The organism is Aeromonas sp. R7-5 (assembly GCF_040908015.1).
Taxonomy (GTDB): Bacteria; Pseudomonadota; Gammaproteobacteria; order Enterobacterales; family Aeromonadaceae; genus Aeromonas; species Aeromonas caviae.
Genome location: NZ_JBFOCZ010000033.1, coordinates 376,798 through 402,487, shown reverse-complemented (window position 1 = coordinate 402,487; position 25,690 = coordinate 376,798). Strand labels below are relative to the sequence as shown.

Annotated in this window: 22 protein-coding genes; 11 read left to right on the top strand and 11 right to left on the bottom strand. The window is 63.7% G+C overall.

Translation table 11 applies throughout. The features are described 5' to 3' along the window. Positions 1-70 precede the first annotated feature (70 nt). The 9 genes from fliG to AB5Y53_RS17225 form a co-directional block, all read right to left on the bottom strand. On the bottom strand, positions 71-1,132 hold the full coding sequence (gene fliG / locus AB5Y53_RS17265) for a flagellar motor switch protein FliG (RefSeq protein ID WP_010673917.1): 1,062 nt from the start codon (positions 1,130-1,132) through the stop codon (positions 71-73). Next, positions 1,125-2,825 carry a flagellar basal-body MS-ring/collar protein FliF gene (fliF, locus tag AB5Y53_RS17260; RefSeq protein ID WP_010673916.1) on the bottom strand — a complete coding sequence of 567 codons (1,701 nt, stop codon included), beginning with the start codon at positions 2,823-2,825 and terminating at the stop codon, positions 1,125-1,127. The genes fliG and fliF overlap by 8 nt, the downstream gene beginning before the upstream one ends. 55 nt (positions 2,826-2,880) lie before the next feature. Continuing rightward, a complete protein-coding gene (gene fliE, locus AB5Y53_RS17255; protein WP_029314161.1) occupies positions 2,881-3,198 on the bottom strand; it encodes a flagellar hook-basal body complex protein FliE in 318 nt (105 codons plus the stop codon). Positions 3,199-3,297: 99 nt separating this feature from the next. After that, entirely contained in the window at positions 3,298-3,438 is a 141-nt protein-coding gene (locus AB5Y53_RS17250) for a hypothetical protein (protein WP_368182680.1), read from the bottom strand. Positions 3,439-3,576: 138 nt separating this feature from the next. Further along, positions 3,577-4,353 carry a hypothetical protein gene (locus AB5Y53_RS17245; protein ID WP_368182678.1) on the bottom strand — a complete coding sequence of 259 codons (777 nt, stop codon included), beginning with the start codon at positions 4,351-4,353 and terminating at the stop codon, positions 3,577-3,579. Between the two features lie 103 nt (positions 4,354-4,456). Beyond that, complete coding sequence (gene arsC / locus AB5Y53_RS17240) at positions 4,457-4,882, bottom strand: glutaredoxin-dependent arsenate reductase (RefSeq protein WP_368182676.1); 426 nt, start codon at positions 4,880-4,882, stop codon at positions 4,457-4,459. Positions 4,883-4,933: 51 nt separating this feature from the next. Continuing rightward, a complete protein-coding gene (arsB, locus tag AB5Y53_RS17235; protein ID WP_319901313.1) occupies positions 4,934-5,998 on the bottom strand; it encodes an ACR3 family arsenite efflux transporter in 1,065 nt (354 codons plus the stop codon). Positions 5,999-6,086: 88 nt separating this feature from the next. Beyond that, positions 6,087-6,455 carry an ArsR/SmtB family transcription factor gene (locus AB5Y53_RS17230; RefSeq protein WP_368182675.1) on the bottom strand — a complete coding sequence of 123 codons (369 nt, stop codon included), beginning with the start codon at positions 6,453-6,455 and terminating at the stop codon, positions 6,087-6,089. A 390-nt stretch (positions 6,456-6,845) separates the two neighbouring features. Continuing rightward, complete coding sequence (locus AB5Y53_RS17225; RefSeq protein WP_368182673.1) at positions 6,846-7,937, bottom strand: HD domain-containing phosphohydrolase; 1,092 nt, start codon at positions 7,935-7,937, stop codon at positions 6,846-6,848. A gap of 266 nt (positions 7,938-8,203) precedes the next feature. Here AB5Y53_RS17225 and rimO point away from each other — a divergent pair, with 266 nt between their 5' ends. The 11 genes from rimO (at position 8,204) to AB5Y53_RS17170 (ending at position 22,696) form a co-directional block, all read left to right on the top strand. After that, a complete protein-coding gene (gene rimO, locus AB5Y53_RS17220; protein WP_368182671.1) occupies positions 8,204-9,532 on the top strand; it encodes a 30S ribosomal protein S12 methylthiotransferase RimO in 1,329 nt (442 codons plus the stop codon). 545 nt (positions 9,533-10,077) lie between these two features. Beyond that, the gene (locus AB5Y53_RS17215) at positions 10,078-11,760 is read left to right on the top strand and encodes an ABC transporter substrate-binding protein (protein WP_010673906.1); all 1,683 of its coding nucleotides are present in this window, start codon (positions 10,078-10,080) and stop codon (positions 11,758-11,760) included. Positions 11,761-11,877: 117 nt separating this feature from the next. Beyond that, a complete protein-coding gene (locus AB5Y53_RS17210) occupies positions 11,878-12,861 on the top strand; it encodes an ABC transporter permease (protein WP_010673905.1) in 984 nt (327 codons plus the stop codon). Between the two features lies 1 nt (position 12,862). After that, positions 12,863-13,768, top strand: a complete 906-nt coding sequence (locus AB5Y53_RS17205) for an ABC transporter permease (protein ID WP_368182668.1) — start codon at positions 12,863-12,865, stop codon at positions 13,766-13,768. Then, positions 13,765-14,787 (top strand): ABC transporter ATP-binding protein, encoded by a 1,023-nt coding sequence (locus tag AB5Y53_RS17200; protein WP_041215596.1) that lies wholly within the window; start codon positions 13,765-13,767, stop codon positions 14,785-14,787. The genes AB5Y53_RS17205 and AB5Y53_RS17200 overlap by 4 nt, the downstream gene beginning before the upstream one ends. Positions 14,788-14,798: 11 nt before the next feature. Further along, positions 14,799-15,797: an ABC transporter ATP-binding protein gene (locus AB5Y53_RS17195; RefSeq protein WP_039040529.1), complete on the top strand. Its 999-nt coding sequence runs from the start codon at positions 14,799-14,801 to the stop codon at positions 15,795-15,797. Positions 15,798-15,904: 107 nt separating this feature from the next. Then, positions 15,905-17,632: a glycoside hydrolase family 9 protein gene (locus AB5Y53_RS17190; RefSeq protein ID WP_368182666.1), complete on the top strand. Its 1,728-nt coding sequence runs from the start codon at positions 15,905-15,907 to the stop codon at positions 17,630-17,632. Positions 17,633-17,736: 104 nt separating this feature from the next. Then, positions 17,737-18,609, top strand: coding sequence for a BadF/BadG/BcrA/BcrD ATPase family protein (locus AB5Y53_RS17185; RefSeq protein WP_264786841.1), 873 nt, complete (start codon positions 17,737-17,739; stop codon positions 18,607-18,609). A 67-nt stretch (positions 18,610-18,676) separates the two neighbouring features. Further along, complete coding sequence (locus AB5Y53_RS17180) at positions 18,677-20,533, top strand: beta-N-acetylhexosaminidase (protein WP_368182664.1); 1,857 nt, start codon at positions 18,677-18,679, stop codon at positions 20,531-20,533. 192 nt (positions 20,534-20,725) lie between these two features. Then, entirely contained in the window at positions 20,726-22,279 is a 1,554-nt protein-coding gene (locus AB5Y53_RS17175; protein WP_041212609.1) for a PAS domain-containing methyl-accepting chemotaxis protein, read from the top strand. A 66-nt stretch (positions 22,280-22,345) separates the two neighbouring features. After that, a complete protein-coding gene (locus AB5Y53_RS17170) occupies positions 22,346-22,696 on the top strand; it encodes an MGMT family protein (protein WP_368182662.1) in 351 nt (116 codons plus the stop codon). A gap of 83 nt (positions 22,697-22,779) precedes the next feature. On the opposite strand, the gene AB5Y53_RS17165 is transcribed toward AB5Y53_RS17170, so the two are convergent. Together AB5Y53_RS17165 and topA are read right to left on the bottom strand one after the other, a co-directional pair. Continuing rightward, positions 22,780-22,950 (bottom strand): hypothetical protein, encoded by a 171-nt coding sequence (locus tag AB5Y53_RS17165; protein WP_164882955.1) that lies wholly within the window; start codon positions 22,948-22,950, stop codon positions 22,780-22,782. A 115-nt stretch (positions 22,951-23,065) separates the two neighbouring features. Beyond that, complete coding sequence (topA, locus tag AB5Y53_RS17160) at positions 23,066-25,687, bottom strand: type I DNA topoisomerase (RefSeq protein WP_010673895.1); 2,622 nt, start codon at positions 25,685-25,687, stop codon at positions 23,066-23,068. Between the last annotated feature and the right edge of the window lie 3 nt (positions 25,688-25,690).

Here is a 25,690-nt window from a genome sequence, read left to right as displayed (position 1 = left end):
GTGCCGAAGAGACTCCTATCTAGGGCCGGGTACAGGGGCCGACATCATCGCACATTCCATGGCCCATGGCTTAGAGGAACTCTTCGCCACCACCCGCCCCCAGCATGATCTCGCCCGCATCCGCCAGGCGGCGCGCCGTGGAGAGGATCTCCTTCTGGGCGGCCTCCACCTCGGAGACCCGGATCGGCCCCATGGCCTCGAGGTCGTCCGCCAGCATCTCGGCGGCCCGCTTGGACATGTTCTTGAATACTTTTTCCCGCATCTGGTCGTCCGACCCCTTGAGGGCCCGTTGCAGCAGATCCCCGGGCACTTCCCGCAGCAGGGTCTGGATGCCCCGATCGTCCACGTCGATGAGGTTTTCGAACACGAACATCAGATCCTGGATCTGCTGGCTCATCTCCTCGTCCGACTCGCGGATGGAGTCCATCAGCTGCCCTTCGATGTTGGTGTCCAGGTAGTTCATGATGTTGGCCGCCGCCTTCAGGCCGCCCATCTTGGCCGCCTGGGCACCGGCCGCACCGGCGAACTGTTTCTCCATGATGTCGTTGAGCTCCTGCAGCGCCGCCGGTTGCACCTCTTCGAGGTTGGCAATGCGCATCACCAGATCCAGGCGCACCTGCTCCGGGAACTGGCTCAGGATCTCGGCGGACTGTTCCGGCTCCAGATAGGAGAGGACGATGGTCTGGATCTGCGGGTGCTCGTTCTGGATGATGCTGGCCACCTGGCGGGCATCCATCCACTTGAGGGAGTCGAGGCCGCGGGCACCTGACCCCAGGATGATCTGATCCACCAGGTTGCTGGCCTTGTCCTCCCCGAGCGCCGCCACCAGGGCTTTGCGCACGAAGTCTTCACTGCCGATGCCGATGTTGGTGTACTTCTGGATGTCGTCGATAAATTGACGATGCACCGCCGCCACCCGATCGTGGCTGAAATCCGACATGGAGGCCATGGACATGCCGAGCCGCTGCACCTGCTTGGGCTCGAGGTGGCGGAAGATCTGGGCCGCGTCCTCCTCGTTGAGGCTCAGCATCAGTACCGCCGCCATCTCCATGCCCCCCATCTGATCCAGGATCAGGCGCTGGCTTTCGGTGATGTCGTTGCCGGTGACCTGGCTTTTATTCTCTTCAGGCATCTTTGGTTACCCATTCTTTGATGACCTGGGCAGCCAGGTCAGGTTCGTTCGCTACCAGGGCGCGCACGGCCTTGAGCAGATCCTCGTCACGGTGCAGGTCAGGCAGCTTGAGCTGACCATCCCGCAGACCGAATACCGGTTCGGCCTCGGCCTGGGCGGCCAGCAGGCTCAGTTCGTCGTCGCCACCCAGCACGGTGTGGTTGTCGAAGTCCAGCTCCCCTTCCGGCTTGGCGTCCGGGTAGAGCAGGCGCTTGAGCATGGGCCGCACCACGGTGACGATGAGCACTATGATGACCAGCACGGAGGCGGCGATGCGCACCGCGCGCCAGAACCAGGGCTGCTCGTAGAGGGGGATGTCAGCCACGGTCTCGAGTTCCGGGCGGTTGAACGGAATGGCGACCACCTCCAGGGTATCCCCCCGGGTCACGTCAAAGCCCAGACCGCCGCTCAGCAGACGGCGCAGGGTATCGAGTTCGGCCTGGCTGCGGGCTTCCCGGGTCACGGCACCGTCGGCGCCGGGGATGGCCTTGTAATCCACCGCCACCGACACCGTCATGCGGCGAATGCCGCCCTGCTGGCGCCGGATGTGGCTGACGGTGGTGTCCAGTTCGAAGTTGCGGGTCGCTTCCTTGCGGGAACGGCCGGAAGAGGCGGTTCCTTCTGCGCCGGCTGCCTGCTCGGGAATGTTGGACGCAGCGGGCGGCTGGTTGGAGAGGGCGCCGGGCACCCCGCCGTTGCTGCCGCTGGCGCTGTTCTCTTCCATGGTCATTTCGGAGCGCACCGCCGGCAAGTCCGGGTTGTAGGTCTTGCGGGTCTGTTCCTGCTGGGAGAAGTCGAGGGAGAGATCTACCTCTGCCGTATAGTTGTCGGCCCCCAGCACCGGGATCAGGATGGCGTCAATTTTTTGTTTGTATTCGAGCTCCTGCTTCTGCTGCATCGCAAACTCCTTGCGGGTCTGGGCAGAGAGGGGATCCTGGGAGCCGGAGTTGAGCAAGCGACCGTTCTGGTCGGTCACGGTGACGCGGGTCGGCTCCAGACCGTGAACGGCGGAGGCGACCATGTCGACGATGGAGTCCACCTCACCCTGGCCCAGGGCGTTGCCCTTGAGGCTCAGGACCACGGTGGCGCTGGGCTTGCGTTCGTTGCGGGCGAACACGTTGTCTTTCGGGATGGCCAGCAGCACCTGGGCCTTGGCGACGTTCTGGAACTGCTCGATGGCGCTCGCCAGCTGACGCTCGCGGCTCAGTTTCAGGCGCTCGCTCTCCATGCGCTGGCTGACGCCGAAGCTGGAGTCCTTGAGCAGGATGGCTTCGCCGTCGTTGCTGGCGTCGCTGTTGTTGGCCAGACCGGCGCGGGTCAGGCGCAACCGGATGTCCGCATAGTTTTCGGCACTGACCAGCACACTCTTGCCATCCACCTGATAGGGGATCTTCTGCTGATCCAGGTAATCCAGGGTGGAGACCAGCTCCTGGGTGGTGAAGGTGCCGAGGGGACGCATCTCCGGCTCCTTGCCCCACAAGAGGATGAAGACGGCGATGGCCAGACAGATGGTCAGCCCCAGGATCAGGGTGATCTGGCGCAACACATCGGTGTTGGACAGGAAGCCCAGCGCCGAGCTCTTCTGCTCGTGCTCGTCGAGGGCGGCCGCCCCCTCGTTGTTGATCAGCAGATCGCCGTTTTGATCAGTTGCCACGGTTTATGTCCTTATTGCTGACATCTTCATGATGCTCGGTCGCCATGGGCCCGAGTTACACCGGCATGTTCATGATGGTCTTGTAGGCATCGACCATCTTGTTGCGCACCTGCACCGTCGCCTCGAAGGCGATGGAGGATTTCTGGCCGGCGATCATCACCTGGGAGAGATCCACCGACTTGTCGCCGAGATCGAAGCGGGTACGCAGATCGTTGGCGGTGCCCTGCAACTCGTTGACGTTGTCCAGGGCCTGTTGCAGCATCTGGCCGAAATCCGAACTGACCGGACGACCGGGCTGGGTCAACGGCGTGGCACCGGCTTCCACCTTGAGGGCCTGCATCTCTTGCATCAGGCTGCTTGCGCTAATTTCCATCTTCCCTTCCCAGACAAATCATTGACACTGACTGGCTTTAAGCAATAAAGGTGCCAACCAGAGCGAGATCTCGAGATCAGGGATAAAAGCGGGGCGCGATCAGGCCGACGGGCACCAGCCATCCGGGGAGCAGGCCACAGAGCCGGGGGGATCGCCCAGCAACAGCCGCAGGTAGATGCTCTGCTTGTCCCACTCCCGGCGGTGGGCAGCCATCCGATCCTGCTCGGCCTCATGGGTCATCTTGCTCTCCTTGTCGCCGGACTCTGTGCGGCGCCCATGAAAAAGAGGGCCCAAGGCCCTCTTTTTACTGCAAATCCCGACAAGTAAACAGGGTGCATCTCTAGCCATCCATGAAAGACCGGGTCAGATCGGCAGGGGTTACTTGTTCAGGTCTTCATCCAGCCAGTACTTGGAGCCCGAGATGTTGGCGTCAAGCAACAGTCCCTTCTCGCCAATCTGGTAGATGGCCATGCCGCCATTGTATTTGGCGGTGAGCTCGGCGCTCTCCTTGCCCGCCACGGCGCCCACCTCGGAGGTGGCTTCCCACCCCTTGCTGACGAAGGCATCGAACCTCGCCTTGTCCTCGAACAGGATCACCTGCTGGTAGAACTTGCCGCCGATCCCGGCCGCAAGACCGGCACCGAACATCTTCATGTAGGTGTGCTTGCCACTGGTGCGATTGACGGCCACCCCGGCCCCCTGATTGGTGTGGATCATCAGGGAGAACTTGCGCGAGTCGAACACCGCATAGCCATAAGCCTTGTCAAACAGCAACTTGGCCGAGGGCTGCTCGTTGAACAGCCGCACCAGGGCGGTATCGGCCATGGTATCGAGGGCGGTTCTCGCCTCCTCCGGGGTCTTGGGCTCGAGCATGGTGTCGAGCTTCTTGTCGGCGGCGGTCAGCCACTCCTTGCCGGTGGCCGCGCTCTCTGCCGTCCAGGCCCCCGCCTTGTTGTAGGCCTCGGCCCCCCAGCTGGACACCGACTCCCAGGTCTCCTTGGAGAAATCGGTGATCCCCTTCCACGCCTCCTTGCTGGTATCGCTCACCGCGGTACCGAGTTCGGAGGCGGCCTCCTTCAGCTTTGCCCAGTCGGCCAGACCGGGGGTTGAGGCCAGCGCCAGTGCCGTGGCTATCACCAGGAATCGAATCTTCATTGTTTCCACCCTCTGTGATGAGTCGAAGGTCACAGTAGCAGATCTGGCGCCTGCCCGTTAAGGGCATCTCCCCGGCGCGGGTCAGACGCTGACGCGCAGGGGCTCAACGAAGCCGTTTACCCTGACCGTCCACCACCTGCTCGCCATCCTCCTTGGCAAACGCCCCTTGCTGCGGGTCAGGCAGGATATCGAGCACCACCTCCGACGGGCGGCACAGCCGGGTGCCGAGGGGGGTGACCACGATGGGCCGGTTGATGAGGATGGGATGGGCCAGCATGGCATCGATCAGTTCGTCATCGCTGAAGCGATCGTCCGCCAGCCCCAGCGCCTCGTAGGGGGGCACGTTCTTGCGCAGCAAATCGCGCACCGGCATCCCCATGGCGGCGATCAGGGCCACCAGCTCGTCGCGGGAGGGGGGCGTCTCCAGATAGTAAATGATGGTGGGCTCCACGCCGCTGTTGCGAATAAGCTCCAGGGTGTTGCGGGAGGTGCCGCACTCCGGGTTGTGATAGAGGGTGATTGCACTCATTTGCCTGTCTCTCATGACTCAAGTGAATAGAAATGGGTTAGCGGCCATCCGTTAGCGCCTTAGTCCCGCCTCGTACCAGGGTTTGCTGGCGTTAACCACCCGCACCACCAGCAGCATGACCGGTACCTCAATGAGCACCCCGACCACGGTGGCGAGCGCCGCGCCCGAATGAAAGCCGAACAGGCTGATGGCGGCGGCCACCGCCAGCTCGAAGAAGTTGGAGGCCCCGATCAGGGCGGAAGGGCAGGCCACCGAGTGCTTCTCCCCCACCTTGCGGTTGAGCCAGTAGGCGAGCCCGGAGTTGAACAGCACCTGGATCAGGATGGGCACCGCCAGGAGGGCGATGACCAGCGGCTGCTCGATGATGGCGTTGCCCTGGAAGGCGAACAGCAGCACCAGGGTGAGCAGCAGGGCCGCCACCGACCAGGGCTGGATGCGGGTCATGACGCCGTCAAAATGGGCCTGCCCCTTTCTCAGCAAGGCCTTGCGCAGCAGCTGGGCGAGGATGACGGGGATGACGATGTAGAGCACCACCGAGGTGAGCAGGGTATCCCAGGGCACGACTATGCTGGAGACCCCGAGCAGCAGCGCCACCAGCGGGGCAAAGGCAAACACCATGATGAGGTCGTTCACCGCCACCTGCGACAGGGTGAAGTAGGGATCGCCGTTGGTGAGGCGACTCCAGACAAACACCATGGCGGTGCAGGGGGCTGCCGCCAGCAAGATGAGGCCCGCCACGTAGCTATCCAGCTGATCCGCCGGCAGCCAGTCGGCAAACAGCACGCGGATGAAGAGCCAGCCGAGGAAGGCCATGGAGAAGGGCTTGACCAGCCAGTTGATGAAGAGGGTGACCCCGATTCCCTTGAGGTGCCCCTTCACCTGGTGCAGGGCGCCAAAGTCGATCTTGAGCAGCATGGGGATGATCATCACCCAGATAAGCAGCCCCACCGGCAGGTTGACCCTGGCCACCTCCATGGCGCCGATGGCCTTGAAGAGACTCGGCAACCCCTGCCCGAGGCCAATGCCCACCAGGATGCAGAGGGCGACCCAGGCGGTCAGATAACGTTCAAAAAAGCCGATGGCAGGGGCTGCCTTGGCCTCACAGATTGCAGACATGATGACTCCCGGTGCGATCCACGCTCACACCCCAGGTTGAATAGATGAATGACACGGCGCATGGGCATCGACAGCCCGGCATGGCCTGTTACGACTCGCCGCAGCAGGGCGACGACCCCTCGGCGCGGCAAGCGCTGCCGGGCCCGGCGGGCAGCAGGCCGCACGCCTCGGGATGACCGGCGCAGCACTCCTCGGTGAGGTAGGCGATCACCCCCAGCATCAGGGGGATGTTGGCGCGGTAGCGCAGAAAGCGCCCCTCCTGCTCCACCGACAAGAGACCGGCGTTGAGCATCCCCTTGAGGTGAAACGAGAGGGTATTGGGGGCGATGTCGAGCTCGCCGGCCAGCTCCCCCGCGACCCGCCCCTCCAGCCCGGCCTTGACCAGCAGCCGCCACACCTCGAGCCGGATGCCGGAAGCCAGCGATTCAAAGACCTTGGTGGCCGTCTCTTTGTTCATGGGTCTCCCCCCTTGGATGCTTTATTTCAACTATACAAGAATTATTGAAATGTTCAAAGTGTCACCACCGAGCCGACATCGCGACGGGACGGGCCGCCAGAGGCGCCGCCCCGGCCATGTCGTGCCCGCCAGCGGCCTCATGTCAGTCATACGGCTAATATCTGGCCTCTCTTTATAAGGCACTCTTATGACCTTACCCCGGACAATCCTCCCGTTGGCCGCCCCGCTCACCGCGGCGCCCTGCCCCGCCGCAAAGCCGCAATGCCGCAGAACAACCCCCGGCGCCGGATGCACCAAAAGGCGATGAAACGAGAAATGGCCCCAGGCACCGCCATCAGATGACGGGGCCTGGGGAATCCGGGGGAAGCCGGGGAGGAGAGAGAGGCGCAATCAGGTGATCACGGGATCCCGATATTGCCGGTGGATGGCACAAAACGCCTCCCGGCTTTGCAGCACCGCCGCGACGCAGACAGGGTCGAACTGGCTGCCGGCATGGGTCTTGAGGTATTCAAAGGCCGTCTCGAGGGGCCAGGCCTGCTTGTAGGGGCGCTCGCTGGTGAGGGCGTCAAACACATCCGCCACCGCGACGATGCGGGCTTCCAGGGGGATCGCCTCCCCCGCCAGTCCTTCCGGATAGCCCTGACCGTCGAAACGTTCGTGGTGGTAGGCGATGATGTTCTTCAGCATGTCGGTGTGATGGATACCGTCCAGGCCGAACTCGCGGATCATCAGGGCGATCATCTCCCGCCCCTTGAAGGGGTGGGTCTTCATCACCCCGTACTCCTCGGCCGTGAGCTTGCCCGGCTTGAGCAGGATGGCGTCGGGCACCGCAATCTTGCCGATATCGTGCAGCTCGGAGAAGAGGTGAATGAACTCCACCTCCTCGTCACTCAAGGGGTAATGGGCCGCAACCTCCCGGGCGATGAGCCGCGAATAGGCCGACATCCGGTGCAGGTGATTGGCGGTCTCCTCGTCCCGGTAGCGGCTGAACTCCCGCACCGTGGTCAGGGCCCCGTTCAGGGTCTGGATGGAGAAGAACTCCACCGCGATGATGGCCGCCAGGATCTGGGCATAGGCCGCCAGCTCACCGCAAATGGCGCCATCGAAGTAACCGGGCTCTTTGGCATCGCAAAACAGAAAGCCGAACAAGCGACTGTTGAGCAGCAGCGGCTCGGTATAGCTCGACGCGTACCCGGCCGCCAACACTTTGCGGCTGTGCTCGGAGGGGGAGCCAAGCAGGGAATCCAGGGTGTCGAGCACCCTGGGCTGCTGGTGCTCGGCCAGGTAGCGCAGGGAAGGCACCTCGCTCAGCCTGACCTCGTACTGCAACAGCGGCGAGCCCCCGTCCGTGCTGTGGGCAAAGGTCTTGAGCTGGTCCGTCTGCGGGTCGTAGATGGCGATCGCCACCCGGCTCAACTTGTCAAACCGCTGCCTGAGGGTGGCGTGCACATTCTGCACTTTCTCACCAAATGAACTCTCCATCCCGCACATCCTTCTGATAGGCCTGTTGGGAGTATAGTGACACCCGTTTTGCCCCTCCTGCCAAATGGTGATGGCGCACAGGGATCGTGATCCCGCCCGCACTGGCGACGGCCCCCTCCCTGCCCGTGGTCATGTCACGCCGCCCCACCCCGCTTCCCCGGGCAAAGAGATTGTTCGCTTCCGACGTGTCGGCTGTATAGTTTTTGGTTAGCCATTCCGGTAAAATCCGCGCCCTTGAATAAGAGCCACCTAAGAGTGATTGAGCGATGTCCAACACAAAACAGGCCCCCAAAGTAGGATTCGTCTCCTTGGGTTGCCCCAAAAACCTGGTCGATTCCGAACGCATCCTGACCCAGCTGCGTACCGAAGGGTACGACGTGGTGCCCAGCTATGACGATGCGGAGCTGGTGGTGGTCAACACCTGCGGCTTCATCGACAGCGCGGTGCAGGAGTCCCTGGAAGCCATCGGTGAAGCCCTGGCCGAGAACGGCAAGGTGATCGTCACCGGCTGCCTGGGTGCCAAAGAGAACCAGATCCGCGAGATCCACCCCAAGGTGCTCGAAATAACCGGTCCCCACGCCTATGAAGAGGTGCTGGGCCACGTCCACAAATACGTGGAAAAACCCACCCACAACCCCTTCACCAGCCTGGTGCCGGCCCACGGCGTCAAGCTGACCCCGCGCCACTACGCCTATCTCAAGATTTCCGAAGGCTGCAACCACCGCTGCACCTTCTGCATCATTCCCTCCATGCGCGGGGATCTGGTGAGCCGCCCCATCGGCGAAGTACTGGCCGAGGCCAAGCGCCTGAAAGAGGCTGGCGTGAAGGAGATCCTGGTGATCTCCCAGGACACCTCCGCCTACGGCGTGGACGTCAAGCACCGCACCGGCTTCTACGACGGCATGCCGGTCAAGACCAGCATGGTGGCCCTGTGCGAAGAGCTGGCCAAGCTCGGCATGTGGGTGCGCCTGCACTATGTCTACCCGTACCCGCACGTGGATGACGTCATCCCCCTGATGCGCGACGGCAAGATCCTCCCCTACCTCGACATCCCGCTGCAGCACGCCAGCCCGCGCATCCTCAAATTGATGAAGCGCCCCGGCTCCGTCGAGCGCACCCTGGAGCGCATCCAGAAGTGGCGCGAGATCTGCCCCGAGATCACCCTGCGCTCCACCTTCATCGTCGGCTTCCCCGGCGAGACCGAAGAAGAGTTCCAGATGCTGCTGGACTTCATCGACAAGGCGGAACTGGACAGGGTTGGCTGCTTCAAATACAGCCCGGTCGAGGGTGCCAAGGCTAACGATCTGCCGGATCCTGTGCCGGCCGAGGTGCAGGAAGAGCGCTTCCAGCGCTTCATGGAACTGCAACAGCAGGTCTCCATCCGCAAGCTGGCCCGTAAAGTGGGCAAAGAGATGCTGGTGCTGATCGACGAGGTGGACGAAGAGGGTGCCACCGGCCGCTCCGCCGCCGATGCCCCCGAGATCGACGGCCTGGTCTACCTGAACGGTGAAACCGGCCTCAAGCCCGGCGACATGGTCAAGGTCCGCATCGACGAAGCGGACGAGTACGACCTCTGGGCCAGCCTGGTGGAATAATCACGCCACTCCCCCTCAAAGCCAGTCGGTCTCACCGACTGGCTTTTTTAATGTCCGCCGCCCGTCAGGCTCTTGCATGCCCCCCTGTCATCCCCTGTCCCGCCCCTCATCACCGATCTCCCTCCCCTTGCTCTTTTCGCACGCGCCCGTGAACCAGCGCACACTTCTCTCCTGCCACATGAGCCGCTTGTTTCCTGCGCAAAAATAAGCCGTGTCAACGGGGAAAAAACGAGCACGATCCAGCTCACATTATCGTTGTCACAGGGAGTGGCAAGGTGACTTTTTACTTTGTGAGAATTAATGCAACTTTATAATTTAAAAGGATTTAAAATGCATTTTGACGATAATGACGTGCGCCGTGCAATTTTTACGATATCGACGAAATGAAGAGTTGTTGTTTTCCTGTTAATTCTGCTTTTCTAAGGGCGTTGGACGACACAACTACAAGGGTGCAAAACCTGACCAACAGCGAGGGCCGGTATCCAAGCATGCGATGTCGGTGCTCCATTCCAAAACCATGGAAGACCAATAAGAAAGGAAAAAATATGCTTGCCAAAGTATCCAAAATCGCAACCTCAGTCATGCTGGGAACTCTGCTCGCCGGTGCCACCGGCACAGCCATGGCCGCCGACAACAAGACGGTGCTGACCCTGGTTGCCCAGCAGGAAACCGCATGGGTCAAGAACTTCAACCCCTTCCTGCAAGCGGGTCTGCTCCACACCACCCGTCACTTCATCTATGAGCCGCTGGTGATCTTCAACGATATGCAGGGTGGCAAACCCGTCTATCGTCTGGCTACCCACTACGCCTTCAGCGATGATCTGAAATCCGTCACCTTCGACCTGCGCGAAGGGGTCAAGTGGTCCGATGGTGAAGCCTTCACCGCCGACGACATCCTCTTCTCCTTCAACCTGGTCAAGGCCAACAAGGCGCTGGACGAGCGCTCCATCTGGACTCAGATCAAGGGTGTCGAGAAGCTGGGTGACCACAAGGTCAAATTCGACCTGGCCGAGATCAACACCAACGTGGTGAACGACCTGGTGCTGGTGCCCATCGTGCCGGAGCACCAGTGGAAGTCAGTGAAAGACCCGGTGGCCTTCACCAACGACAAGCCGGTCGGGACCGGTCCCTTCACCGAAGTGGACAACTTCTCCGCCCAGCTCTACACCCAGTGCCGCAACCCGCACTACTGGGACAACGCCAGCCTCTCCATCGACTGCCTGCGCATGCCGCAGATGGCCACCAACGACCAGGTACTGGCCGCCGTGATGAAGGGTGACGTGGACTGGTTCGGCTCCTTCGTGCCGGACATCGAGCGTCTCTACGTCGGCAACGATCCCAAGAACAACAAGTACTGGTTCCCCGCCTCCGGCACAGTGGCGTTCAACGTCAACTTCCAGAGCAAGAACCCGGGCAACCACGAAGCCTTCAACGACATCAACTTCCGCCGCGCCTTCTCGATGGCAATGGACCGCCAGTCCATGGTGGACATCGCAGGCTACGGCTACCCCACCGTCAACGAGTACCCGTCAGGGCTTGGCAAGGCATTCGCTTCCTGGGACAACCCGGACGTCGAGAAGAAGTACGGCAAGTACAACAAGTTCGACCTGGAAGGGGCCAAGGCCCTGCTGAAACAGGCGGGCTACAAGGACTGTGACGGCGACAAGTTCCTCGACACCCCGAGCTGCAAGAAGATCGAGTTCAAGGTGCTGGTGCCAAACGGCTGGACCGACTGGGTCAACACCGTCCAGATCGGGGTCGAAGGCCTGCAGGCCCTGGGCCTGAACGCCAAGACCGCCACCCCGGAAGCCACCGTCTGGACCGAGTCCCTGATCACCGGTGACTTCGACGTCGCCCTGCAGGGTTACTTTGCCGGTGCCAACCCGCACAAGTACTTCGAGACCGCCTTCCACTCCCGCAACATGGGTGAGCGCGGCAACCGCTTCGCGGCGCCCCGCTACAAGGATCCCGAGCTCGACAAGCTGATCGACGACTTCACCCAGACCGCCGATGCGGCCAAGCAGAAGGAGATCATGTTCGCCATCCAGGAGCGTGTCGGGGCCAACCAGACCATCATCCCGGTGTTCAACAACCCGACCTGGTACGAATACAGCACCAAGCGCTTCAATGGCTGGTTCAGTGCCGACAACCCGGTCGCCAAGCCGCAGGTACACCCGGACACTCCGGAGCGTCTGCTGCACGTGCTGTCACTCAAGCCAAACAGCTAATCACCCCGGCCCCCTGCGGGGGGCCCTCTTCCCCGCCATGTCTTCCATCCCCCGCACCTGCCGGGGTTGGGGGAGCTTTGCCCGGCGCGGGGCAGGCTTGCAGTAAAAGGTATCACCATGGGATTTATACTTAGACGCTTCTCCTTCTATCTGGTCGCCTTCCTGGTGGCCGCCACCATCAACTTCCTGCTACCCAGAGCCATGCCGGGGGACCCCGTCTCCGTCATGTTTGCCCGGGCCGGCGCCATGATGGAACCCGCCGCACTGGAAGCCCTCAAAGCCACCTTCGGTTTCGTGGACGGCCCCATCGGCACCCAGTTTCTCACCTATGTGAAGAGCGTCTTCACCTGGGATCTCGGCACCTCGGTGCGCTACTACCCCCAACCGGTTGCCGACGTCCTCGGCCGCGCCATCGGCTGGACCCTGTTCCTGGTGGGCACCTCCACCATTCTGAGCTTCTCCATCGGCTCCATCGTCGGCATCTTCGCCGCCTGGTACCGGGGCGGACGCATGGACAGCATCCTCTCCCCGCTCACTCTGGTGATGCAGGCCATCCCCCCCGTGGTGGTCTCCCTGCTCGCCCTCTTCCTGTTCGGAGTGAGCCTCGGCTGGCTGCCCATCGGCTACGCCTACAGCCCCGAGATCCCCGCCGATTTTGGCTGGGAACACATCAAGAGCATCCTGCTGCACGCCATCATGCCGGTGGGCACCCTGGCCGCGGTGCAGGTAGGGGGCTTTCTCATCACCATGCGCAACAACATGATCAACCTCCTGGGCGAGGACTACATCACCATGGCCAAGGCCAAGGGGCTCTCCAGCAACCGGGTGATCTTCAACTACGGCGCCCGCAACGCCGTGCTGCCCAGCGTCACCGCCCTCTCCATGGCACTCGGTTTCGTCATCGGCGGATCCCTCATCACCGAGGTGATCTTCAACTACCCCGGCCTGGGATTGACCCTCTATCAGGGCATCCTGGCCCGTGACTACCCCCTCATCCAGGGGCAACTGCTCATCATGACCATCACCATGCTCAGCTTCAATTTCCTGGCAGACGTGCTCTACGTCTTCCTGGATCCCCGTCTGCGTACAGGAGGCAAATAAGATGCGTATGCCGACTATCTTGAAAATCCTGCTGGGCAACAAGAAGGCCGCCTTCGGCCTCGCCATCGTGGTCACCTTCGTGCTGATGGCTATGTTCGCCCCGCTGCTCGCCAGCAACGAACCCACCAAGCGGGTCGCCCGCCCCCACCAGCCCCCCAGCGTGGAGCTGGTGATGGGATCGAACCGCATGGGCCACGATCTCTGGGCCCAGTTCACCAACGGCGCCCGCATCTCCCTGATGGTGGGCTTCGGGGCAGGCCTGCTGGTGTGCGCCCTGGCCATCACGGTGGGCATCACCGCCGGCTACTTCGGCGGCGTGGTGGACGAGTGCCTCACCTTCCTGATGAACGTGGTGCTGGTGATCCCGAACCTCCCCCTGTTGCTGGTGCTGGCAAGCTTCATCGGAGAGGCCTCCCCCATGGTCATCGCCCTCATCATAGGGTTGACCTCCTGGGCCTATGGCGCCCGGGTAATCCGCGCCCAGACCCTGGCCCTGCGGGAAAAGGAGTTCGTCATCGCCGCCGAGGTGCTGGGTGAACCGGCCTGGCGCATCATCCTGGTGGAGATACTGCCCAACCTCATCTCCATCATCGGGGTGAGCTTCATCGGGTCCATCATCTACGCCATCGTCACCGAGGCGACCCTGGAGTTCCTGGGCCTTGGCGACCCCACCGTCGTGAGCTGGGGCATCATGCTCTACAACGCCCAGACCTCGAGCGCCATCCTGGTGGGCGCCTGGTGGGAGATCCTGGCCCCCTGCTTCGCCATCGCCACCCTGGGGGCGGGCCTCGCCATGCTCAACTTCGCCATCGACGAAATCGCCAACCCGCAGCTTCGTTCCCACAAGGGCCTGCGTCGCTGGAAGCAGCTTGCCACTCCCATCACTGCTCAGGAGAAGACAGCATGAAGCCGCAACAACCCCTGCTGTCGGTGCGCCAGCTCTGCGTCGACTACATCACCGAGAGCGGCGACGTGCGCGCCGTCAATTCGGTCAGTTTTGACATCATGCCGGGTGAGGTATTCGGCCTCGCCGGCGAGTCCGGCTGCGGCAAGTCCACGGTCGCCTTCTCGGTGGCGCGCCTGCACAAACCGCCCGCCTACATCAGCGGCGGCGAGATCCTGTTCAAGGGAGAGAACATCCTCGGCTTCGACGACGAGCGACTGCGCAGCTACCGCTGGCGCCAGGCGAGCGTGGTGTTCCAGTCCGCCATGAATGCGCTCAACCCCGTGCTGCGCATGGAGGAGCAGTTCTGCGACGTGCTCTTGGCCCACAACCCCGGCATGACCCGCTATGAGGCGATCAAGCGTGCCCAGGAGCTGCTGGAGATAGTCGACATCCACCCGAGCCGGCTCAAGGACTACCCGCACCAGTTCTCCGGCGGCATGCGCCAGCGGCTGGTGATCGCCATCGCCATGGCCCTCAACCCCGAGCTCTTGATCATGGACGAGCCCACCACGGCGCTCGACGTGGTGGTGCAGCGGGAGATTTTGCAGAAGGTCTATGCGCTCAAGGCGAAGTTCAACTTCTCCATCCTCTTCATCACCCACGACCTCTCGCTCATGGTCGAGTTCTGTGATCGCATCGGCATCATGTACGCGGGGGAACTGGTGGAAGTGGCGCCGGCCAAGGCGATCCTGACCGCGCCCCTGCACCCCTACACCCGGGGCCTTGGCAACTCCTTCCCCCCCCTGCACGGGCCCAAGACCGTGCTGGAGGGGATCCCTGGCAGCCCCCTCAACCTGCTGGAGGTGCCGGTGGGCTGCCGCTTCCAGGCACGCTGCGCCAAGGTGCACGAGCGCTGCCGCCAGGAATACACCCGGCTGGCCGAGATCCGGCCCGGCCAACAGGCTGCCTGCCACCTTCATGAGGCAGCAGAGGAACAACCGGATCTTCCGATCCATCTGGACAAGGCCGCTGGCTGTTAAGGATGTCTGTCATGCAAATCGCCCAAACCGACGCGCCCATCATCGAGGTCCAGCACCTTTACAAGGACTTCGCCGTCAACTCCAACGCCATCAAGAGCGGCAAGATGCGGGCGCTGTCCGACATCACCTTCAACCTGCACCGGGGCCGCGCCCTGGCAGTGGTGGGGGAATCCGGCTCCGGCAAGAGCACCATCGCCAAGATCATCGCCAAGATGTACAAGCTCTCCAACGGCCGCATCCTCTACCGTGGCCGCGACCTGGAGGAGTTCAACAAGGGCACCGCCCTGCTGGACTATCGCCAGAGCGTGCAGATGGTGTGGCAGGATCCGTTCGGTTCACTGAATCCGACCCACACCATCTACCACCACATCGCCCGCCCCCTGCTGCTGCACAGCAAGGTGAGCGACAAGCGGGATCTGCCCGACATGGTCTATGGCCTCCTTGAAAAGGTGGGGCTGACCCCCGCCAAGGCCACCGCGGCCAAGTACCCCCACCAGCTCTCCGGCGGCCAGCGCCAGCGGGTCAACATCGCCCGCAACCTGGCAGTGGAGGCGGAAGTGGTGCTGGCGGACGAGCCCACCTCCATGCTAGACGTCTCCATTCGCATCGGCATCCTCAACCTGATGGAGCAGATGAAGAACGAGCTCGGCGTCTCCATGCTCTACATCACCCACGACATCGCCACCGCCCGCTACGTGGCGGAAGATCTGGCGGTGATGTACGTGGGTCACATGGTGGAGTGGGGAGAGGTGGACGAGATCCTGCACCACCCCCAGCACCCCTACACCCAGTTGCTCATCTCGGCGGTGCCGGATCCCGAGAAGAGCATCCACGCCGAGCTGGAGGGAGGCCGCAAGGGGGAGATCCCGCTCTGGACCCCGGAATCCCGTGGCTGTCCCTTTGCCGGGCGCTGCCATCAGGCCATGCCCCGCTGCAAGGAGAGCCTGCCCCCGGTGACCCGGCTCGCCGACAACCACTTCGTGCGCTGCTACCTCCACGAGCAGGGGTAAGCAGGCCCGCGGCCGGGCGCCGTCGCCCGGCCATGCCTCGCGTCGGGGCCGCAAGGCCCCGCAATGAGCCTCGCCCGCCAGGGGCGAGCCTTCGGAGTAAGACCTTGATGGAACTTTTGATCAACCAGGTGGGTTACGAATGTGACGGGGAGAAGAGCGCCCTGCTGCAGTGCGGCGCCGACCTCGATATCCGCGGCCACGTCAGGTTGCTGCGCCAGCAGGACGACCACCTTTTGCTGGAGACGCCGCTGGTGGCGGCGGGATGCGTCCCCGGCTGGCAGGGGCGCCACTACTGGCGGGCCGATTTCTCCGCCTTCACCGAGCCCGGCCACTACCGGCTGGAGGCCATCGTGACCACGGGAGCGCAGGAGCGCCTGGTGCGCTCCACCCCCTTTGCCATCGGCCGGGGGCTGCTGGCGCGCCGCTGCCTCTCCGATGTCATCCACTACTTCAAGGGGCAACGCGCCAGCGGCACCTTCGACCGGGCGGACCGCAGGGCACGCCTCTTTGGCACCGATCAGCGCCGGGACGTACATGGCGGCTGGTTCGACGCCAGCGGCGACATGAGCAAGTACCTGAGTCACCTCTCCTACGCCAACTACCTCAATCCCCAGCAGACCCCCATGGTGGTCTGGTCCCTGCTCAAGTGCAGGGAACTCCTGGCGACACGTCGCGACATCGACGGGATGAACCTGTGCAAACGGCTCAATGACGAGGGGCTGCACGGGGCGGATTTTCTCTGCCGGATGCAGGACGAGCGCGGCTTTTTCTACATGACCCTGTTCGACAAGTGGAGCAAGGATCCCGAGCAGCGGGAGCTGTGCGCCTATGCGACCCAGCAGGGGATCAAGTCCGCCCGCTGGCAGGCGGGCTTTCGCCAGGGGGGTGGCATGGCCATCGCCGCCCTGGCCCGCGCCGCCCGGGAACCGAGTGGCGGCGACCTTGACACAAGCCAGTACGCCGACGCGGCCAGACGCGGCTACCTGCACCTGCGCGAGCACAACCTCGCCTACCTGGACGACGGGGTCGAGAACATCATCGACGACTACTGCGCCCTGCTGGCGGCGGTCGAGCTCACCAGAACGCTGGGCGCCGAGTGGCTCGCCGAGGCACGGGATCGGGCCGGCCGGCTGTGCGCCCGCCAGCGCGCCCACCCCGATCTCGGCCACCATTGGGCCGCCAACGACGATGGCTCTCGCCCCTACTACCACGCCGCCGAGGCGGGCCTGCCGGTGCTGGCGCTGCTGGAGTATCTCGCCATCGAGCCGGATCCGGCGCGCCAGTGGGCGGCCAGGACCGTCGCCGAGCAGGCCCTGGCCGCTGAGCTGGCCCTCGCGGCTCGGGCAGGCAATCCCTTCGCCCTCGCCCGCCAGTATGTGAAAGGGGTCGATGAGGCGCCCCGGGTGAGCTTTTTCATGCCCCACCACAACGAATCCGGTTACTGGTGGCAAGGGGAGAACGCTCGCCTCGCGTCGCTCGCCACCATGGCGTTTGCTGCCGCACAGCACCTGCCCGGGCAGAGCGCACTGCTGCGCACCTTCGGCCAGCAGCAGCTCGACTGGATCCTGGGGAGAAACCCCTTCAACACCTGCATGCTGGCGGGTCAGGGCATCAACAACCCGGAATACACCGCCGGCTACCCCAATGCACAGGGGGGGATCTGCAACGGCATCACCGCCGGCTTCGATGACGAAAATGACGTGGCCTTTATTCCAGAGGCGTACAAGGATCGGCTGGATCAGAACTGGCGCTGGGGGGAGCAATGGATCCCGCACGCCGCCTGGTTCGCCCTGGCCATCACCTGGCAGAGCGCACAAGGAGGCCACCATGATTGAGAGCGGTTCACACATCACTGGCACCGGGGAGAGCCCTGGATCCTCCATACCGCCAGCCAGGTTTACCCTGGCCATCACCTGGCAAAGCGCGCAGGGAGGCCCCCATGATTGAGTTCTGGGTCGGGGTGGACGGCGGCGGCACCCACACCCGGGCCCGCATTCGCAACAACGCAGGCAAGCTGCTCGGCGAGGGGCGCGCCGCCGGCTCCAATCTGGAGCTGGGCATCGCCCTCGCCCACGGCCATGTGCTGGCTGCCATCGATCAGGCCCGCATCGACGCGGGTCTGCCCAGGGAGAGCGAACAGCGGATGGGAGTCGGGCTCGCACTCGCCTCCGCCGAGCTCGCCGACTGCTACCACGCCATGCTGACCATGCCCTTCCCGTTTGCGCGGGTGAAGCTCACCTCCGATGCCTTTGGTGCCTGCCTCGGCGCCTTCGACGGCCAGGAGGGGGCCATCCTGATCGCGGGCACCGGCTCGGCGGGGCTCATCTACCGGGAGGGACGTCTTCGCACCTGCTCGGGTCGCGGCTTCCCCGTCTCGGATCTCGGCAGCGGCGCCTGGCTGGGGCTGCGCGCCATCCAGCAGTCCCTGCTCTGCCACGACGGCATCCTGCCCCCCAGCACCCTGGCGGTGCGCCTGATGGATCACTTCAAGCGGGATCAGGCCGAGGTGGTGCGCTGGGCCGCCCGCGCCATCCCGGCCGACTATGGCCGCTTCGCCCCCTGGGTCTTCGATGCCGCGAGCGACGGGGACGAGCTCGCCACCGCCCTGCTGGATGAGACCTGTGCCCAGCTCGGCATGCTGCTGGAGGGCATGACCCAGCTCGGGGCAGACCGGATCGCCCTGCTGGGCGGCATTGGCACGCGCCTCGCCCCCCGTCTGGGCCACTTCCATCTGGTCACCCCCAAGCGCGACGCGCTGGAGGGGGCCATCCTGTTTGCCAGGACGGAGGCGCTGCCATGTCTGCATCCCTGAGCTTGGTCGGGCCGACAACACCTGCGGGACAGGTTCCCGTTTCCTTCACCCCATCAGAGGAATTCCCATGTCCGCACCCCTGATCCACACCCGGGTCGATCACCGTGACGGTGACGATGTCTGGTTTCGCTTCACCCTGAGCCAACTCCCGGCCACTCCCTGGAAACTCCACTTCTGCCTCGCCCGCCAGATCGATCCCCACTCGATCGAAGGGGGCGCTCTGGAGCGCCAGAGCGGCAGTTACAAGGTCATGGTGCCCCACGAGGGGGTGAGCGAGCTGCGCTTCTGCTGTCGCAACACCCCGCTCAAGCATGACTCCGATATGCCCAAGGGTTTCTTCCTGAGCCTGGAGAGCAAGGGACAGCTGCAACCCCTGGTGCTGGAGGGGGAAGACCTTGGCCTGACCAACCCGCCCTCCCCGGGCCCCGACCTGCCACAGGTGGAGGCCGTCAACGGCCTCGTGCCCCAGCCCGCCCACCTGATTTATACAGAAGGCAACTTCCGGCTGGCCGAGCGGGCCCACGTCGACGGCCCCGTTCCCCTCGCCTCCCTGCTAGCCCATTTCAACGAGCTGACAGGCCTGGCCCTGACCCAGGATCACGATGCGGAGATCCACCTCGTCGAGGCGACACTTCCCCCCGAGGGGTATGAGCTCACCATCACCCCTGAGGAGATCGTCATCCGGGCCGCCGGCGAGGCGGGCTGGCGCCACGGGCTGGTGAGCCTGGCCCAGTGGGCGCTGCAACACGGAGAGAGCCTGCCCTGCCTGACGGTGCGGGATGCACCGCGCTTCGGTTTTCGCGGCATCTTCCTCGACTGTGCCCGCCACTTCCACTCCATCGCCACCCTCAAGCGCCTGCTCAAACAGATGAGCCTCTACAAGTTCAACCGCTTCCACTGGCACCTGACCGACGACGAGGGGTGGCGCCTGGAGATCAAGGCCTTCCCCCAGCTGACCGCCGTGGGAGCCTGGCGCGGCCATGGCCTGGCGGTGGGGCCCCAGCTGAGCGGCGGCCCCGACCCTTATGGCGGTTACTACACCCAGAGCGAGGTGCGCGAGCTGGTCACCTACGCCGCCGGGCTTGGCATCACCATCATTCCGGAAATAGACATCCCGGGGCACTGTCACGCCGCCATCAAGGCGCTGCCCGAGCTGCTGGTGGAAGAGGCAGACCGCTCCCGCTACCTCTCGGTGCAATATTTCGACGACAACGTGCTGAACCCGGCCCTGCCCGGCACCTACCGGTTCCTGGACGCCGTGATGGACGAGGTGTGCGATCTCTTCCCCGGGAGTCAGGTTCACATGGGGGGGGACGAAGTGCCCACCGGCGTCTGGACCGACAGTCCCGCCTGCCAGCAGCTGATGGCCGAGCAGGGGTATCAGGATTGCCGCGAGCTGCAGGGCCACCTGCTGCGCCACTGCCAGCACTACCTGGCTGGCAAGGGCAAGCAGATGCTGGGGTGGGAGGAGATACTGCACGGTGACAAGGTGAGCCGGGAGGCCACCGTCTTCGCCTGGACCAGCTTCCAGGCCGGCCTGGATGCCGCCGCATCCGGTTACCCCGTGGTGATGGCGCCTGCCCAGCACCTCTATCTGGATCTCGCCTGGAGTCAGGACATCCACGAGCCGGGACTCTACTGGGCGGGTACCCTCAACCTGGCGCAGGTGCATGCATGCGATCCTGCCCCGGCCGATTTCCATGCCAACGATAACATCCTGGGGGTGCTGAGCCCCTTGTGGTCGGAACTGATCACCTCTCGCGATCGTCTCGACTACATGTTGTTCCCGCGCATGCTGGCCACGGCAGAGGTGGCCTGGAGCACTCCCGCCCGCAAGGTGTGGGAGCACTTCGTCGCCCGTCTGCCCGGCCAGCTGCACATCCTCGACCAGTTGCAAGTGCGTTACCGGGTGCCACAGAGGTAGTGTTATCTTTTTCTTTTCGGCGACCTTTTGGTCGCCGTTTTTTTACCCATCGACAACAAAAACCCAACCTAGCCCCTACTTTTCATCTGCCTTTGTTGGCAAAATAAGGCCCCCGATGAAACCAGACAGGGGATGCACCTCCCTGCGGTTCCGCCACAATAACAATCAGCAAACAGATCGGAGCTTACCCTTATGGCCCGCAAACACGCCCAGGTCGTGGACAGTGAAGTGGAATTTCCCGCCGACGTGCAACTCGTTTCCACCACGGATCTGCGCGGCGTCATTACCTACGCCAACCCCGCCTTCTGCCGTATCGCCGGTTACCAGGTCGATGAACTGGTCGGCCACAACCACAACCTGGTTCGCCACCCCGACATGCCCAAGGCCGCCTTCGCCGACCTCTGGGATCGCCTCAAGGAGGGCAACCCCTGGCGGGGAGTGGTGAAAAACCGCTGCAAGGATGGCCGCTATTACTGGGTCGACGCCTACGTCACCCCCATCTACGAGCACGGCAAGATAAGCGGCTACCAGTCGGTGCGCTGCAAGCCCGACCCCCAGCTCAAGCAGGCTGCCGCCCAGGCCTATCGGGCCCTGCTTTCGGCCGAGCAACGGGGCACCCCGGCCCGGCCCTCGCTGCGCCGTTTCAGGCCGCTGATGCTCGGCCTGCCGCTGCTGGCGCTGCTGGTCTGGGCCGCCCTCACCCAGGGCCCCCTCACCGCGCTGCTGATGCTGCTTCCCCCCCTCGCCATTGCGGGCGCCTACTGGCGCGAACTCATCGCCCTGCCCCGCTATCTCAGGCAGCTCGGTCAGCAATATGACAGCCTGACCCGGCTGGTCTATTCGGGGGATGCCCCGGGTGCCATCGCCGATTTTCACCTGAAGATGCTGCAGGCCCGGATCCGCACCGTGCTGGGGCGGGTCGACGATGCCACCCATCCGCTTCAGGCCCTGGCAACCGATCTGCAAGACTCCTCACACCGCGCCTTCCTCGACATCAACGAGCAGGATGCCCAGACCCAGCAGATGGCGGCCGCCATGACCCAGATGGCCAGCACCGCCCACGAGATTGCCCGCAACATCCAGGACACCAACGGCCAGGTGACCGAGGCGCGCAGCAGTTGCCAGAGCACGGTGGAACAGCTGGACCAGACCCAGCAGCAGATGACCAGGCTGGCCAGCCAGGCGGAGCAGGCCTTCCACTCCGCGGTGGAGCTCGCCAGCGAGTCGGAGCGCATTGGCAGCGTGATGGGTGAAATCCAGGGCATCGCCGAGCAGACCAACCTGCTGGCCCTCAACGCCGCCATCGAGGCCGCCCGGGCCGGCGAGCAGGGGCGCGGCTTTGCGGTGGTGGCGGACGAGGTGCGCACCCTGTCGACCCGTACCCACAAGGCGACCGAGCAGATCCAGGGCAGCATCAGCCAGATCCAGCACACCCTGGAGCGCTGGCAGGGCATGATGCAGGACAACCTGGCCCAGACCCGGGAATGTGTCGAGATGACCCGCCAGGGATCAGGCAACCTGCACCTGGTGCTGGGTGAAATCGATCAGGTGACCGAATTCTCCACCCAGATCGCCGCCGCCGCGGAGCAGCAGCAGGTGGTGGTGGAGGAGATCAGCCGCAACATCCACCAGATCTCCGAATACTCCCGCGCCAACAGCCAGAAGATCCAGGCGGTGGACGACTCCAGCCAGGAGCTGCTCAGGCGGGCCCGCGAGCTCAGGGGACTGAGCCAGACCTTCGGCTGACAGATTGCAAGCCCCATGACAGAAGCGCCACAATGGCGCTTCTGCTGTTTTTGACGAGCCATCATCATGAAAACGAACGCGCCCCCTCTGGACAAGACGGCCCGCATTGAGGCGATCCTCGCCCTGATCCCCCCCGGCCGCGTGGTGAGCTACGGCCAGGTGGCGGACCTCGCGGGCCTGCCCGGACGGGCACGACTGGTGGGAAAAGTCTTGCGGGAGACCGACAAGGTGCTGCCCTGGCACCGGGTGCTGGGGGCGGCAGGCACCATTTCGCTGCCAAAAGGATCCGCAGGCTTTGACAAGCAAGCGGGGCTGCTGCAGGAAGAGGGGGTGCCCGTGATTGGCGGGCGGGTCAGGATGCGGGAGTGGCAGTGGCAGCCCGACCTGGCCGAGCTGCTCTTTCTGGTTCCCTTCTGACGAGGCTGGCACGCCCCGAAGGGATGGGGGCTCTTGCAACAAAGGGAGGGCCTCTTTGGTCGCCCTCCGTCACGTTCTCTTCCCTAGTCGCCGGCAATGGGTCCCAGAATGTCATCGCTGCGCACCTGTACCGGGATGGTCTCATCCTCCCGTTGCAAGAGCACCAGCAGACTCTGTCTGTCCACCTCCAGCACATAGGCCGTCCCTTCACGGGTCAGGCAGGTCATGCCCGGCCGTATTTCATGTATCTCCATGACAACTCCCTGTCTTGCGCTGCCATCCATGCAGCCATTCCAGTATATCGCCATCCACCAACAAAGAAGCCCCTCGCAAGGGGCCTCTTTCATCATGCTGTGAGCGGCGTCGCCATCAGGCTTTCTTCGCCTTGGGCAGGCTCTCCTGCCATTTTCCGTTGTCGTAATGGGCTGTCCAGCCGGTCGCCTTGCCGTTGACCTCGGTCATCACGTACTGCTCCTTGGTCTTGCGGCTGAAGCGCACCACGGAGGCGTTTCCGTCAGGATCTGACGCCGGGGCGTCCGCCAGGTACTGGTGCTTGGGGGAGAGGCGATCGCGGAAGCGCTTGAGCTCCTCCACCAGGGGCGCACGGGTCTCGCGGGATTTGGGGAAGTTGCTGGCGGCCAGGAAGAGGCCGGCAGCGCCGTCCCGCAGCACGAAGTGGGCGTCGGACTGGGTGCATTTCAGCTCGGGCAAGGGTACCGGATCCTCTTTCGGCGGCGCAATGTCGCCATTTTTCAGGATCTTGCGGGTGTTCTTGCAACTCTCGTTGGTGCAACCCATGTATTTGCCGAAACGGCCGTTCTTGAGCTGCATCTCGGAGCCGCAGCGATCGCACTCGATGCTCGGCCCTTCGTAGCCCTTGAGCTTGAACTGCCCCTGCTCCACCTCGTAGCCATCGCAATCCGGGTTGCGACCGCAGACGTGCAACTTGCGGCTGTCGTCGATGATGTAGGCGTCCATCGCGGTGCCGCAGATCCCGCAGCGATGCTTGGCTCGCAGCGCATCGGTTTCCGCCTCGTCCCCGTCGGTGGCGGAGACGAACTCGTCCGCACTGACCAGATTGATGGTCTTCTTGCAGCGCTCCTTGGGCGGCAGGGCATAGCCGGAGCAGCCGAGGAAGACGCCGGTGGTGGCGGTACGGATACCCATCTTGCGGCCACAATCCGGGCAGTCGATATCGGTCAGCACCATCTGGTTGGCACGCATGCCCCCCTCTTCATGGGGCTTGTCGGCCTGCTCCAGTTCCTGGGTGAACTCGGCGTAGAAGGCGTCGAGCACCTTCTTCCACTCCAGGCTCCCCTCGGCGATGCCGTCGAGCTTGTCTTCCATCTTGGCGGTGAACTCGTAGTTCATCAGCTCGACGAAGTTTTCCACCAGGCGGTCGGTGACGATCTCCCCCATCTTCTCGGCGAAGAAGCGGCGGCTCTCGACCCGCACATACCCACGGTCGACGATGGTGGAGATGATGGAGGCGTAAGTGGACGGACGGCCGATGCCGCGCTTTTCCAGCTCGCGCACCAGAGCCGCTTCGGTGAAGCGGGCGGGCGGCTTGGTGAAGTGCTGGCGCGGATCCAGCTTGACCAGTTTCAGCACCTCGCCGACGGTCACCGCCGGCAGCTGGCTGTCTTCACCCTTGCGGCCCATGGGCGGCAGGGCCTTGGTCCAGCCGGCGAAGCGCAGGGTGCGACCGCGCGCCTTGAGCTCGAACTCCCCTGCCTTGACGGTCAGGGTCGAGGAGTCGTACTGGGCCGGGGTCATCTGGCAGGCGACAAATTGGCGCCAGATGAGGTCATAGAGCCGCATGGCATCGGGCTCCATCCCTTCCAGCATCTCGGCAGTCACCTGGACGCTGGAGGGGCGAATCGCCTCGTGGGCCTCCTGGGCATTGGCCTTGGCGCCGTAGAGGTTCGGCTCGCTCGGCAGGTAGGCGGCACCATACTGCTCGCCGATGTATTCCCGCACCGCGTCCACCGCCTCTTTGCTGAGGTTGGTGGAGTCGGTACGCATATAGGTGATGTAACCCGCTTCATAGAGACGCTGGGCCATCATCATGGTCTTCTTGACCCCGAAGCTCAGACGAGTAGAAGCGGCCTGCTGCAAGGTGGACGTGATGAAGGGAGCGGACGGCTTGGAGCCGGTCGGCTTGTCTTCCCGGTTGACCACCTTGTAGTCGACCCCTTCCAGGGCCGCTACGGCGGCGAACGTCTCGGCCTGGGTCACCGGCTTGAAGTCGGCTCCGTTGCGGCTGACCACCTCCATGCGCAGCTCGCTCTTCTCGGCGGTGAGCAGGTCGGCGTTGAGATCCCAGAACTCCACCGGCACGAACGCCTTGATCTCGCGCTCCTTGTCGACGATGAGGCGCACCGCGACGGATTGCACCCGACCGGCGGAGAGGCCGCGGGCCAGCTTCTTCCACAAGAGCGGGGAGACCATGTAGCCCACCACTCGGTCGAGGAAACGACGGGCCTGCTGGGCGTTGACACGATGAATGTTCAGCTCGGACGGCTGGGCGAACGCCTCCTGGATGGCGCTCTTGGTGATCTCGTTGAACACCACGCGCTTGTAGCGGCTGTCGTCGCCACCGATGATCTCGCGCAGGTGCCAGGCGATCGCTTCCCCCTCTCTATCCAAGTCGGTTGCGAGATAGATGGTGTCGGCCTTGGCGGCCAAACTTTGCAACTCGCTGACCACTTTTTCCTTGCCGGGCAAAATCTGGTAGTTGGCCTGCCAGCCTGCGGTCGGGTTGATGCCCATCCTTGAGAACAGGGCGTTGCGATCCTTGGCCGCCTTCTCGGATTCGCTGAGCTTGATGCCGCGAATGACAGGTTTTTTGGGCTCGGTGCTGGCGCTGCCGCTGGTCGGCAGATCGCGCACGTGGCCTACGCTGGATTTCACCACGTAGTCCTTGCCCAAATATTTGTTGATGGTCTTGGCCTTGGCCGGAGACTCCACGATGACCAGTGATTTGCCCATGCT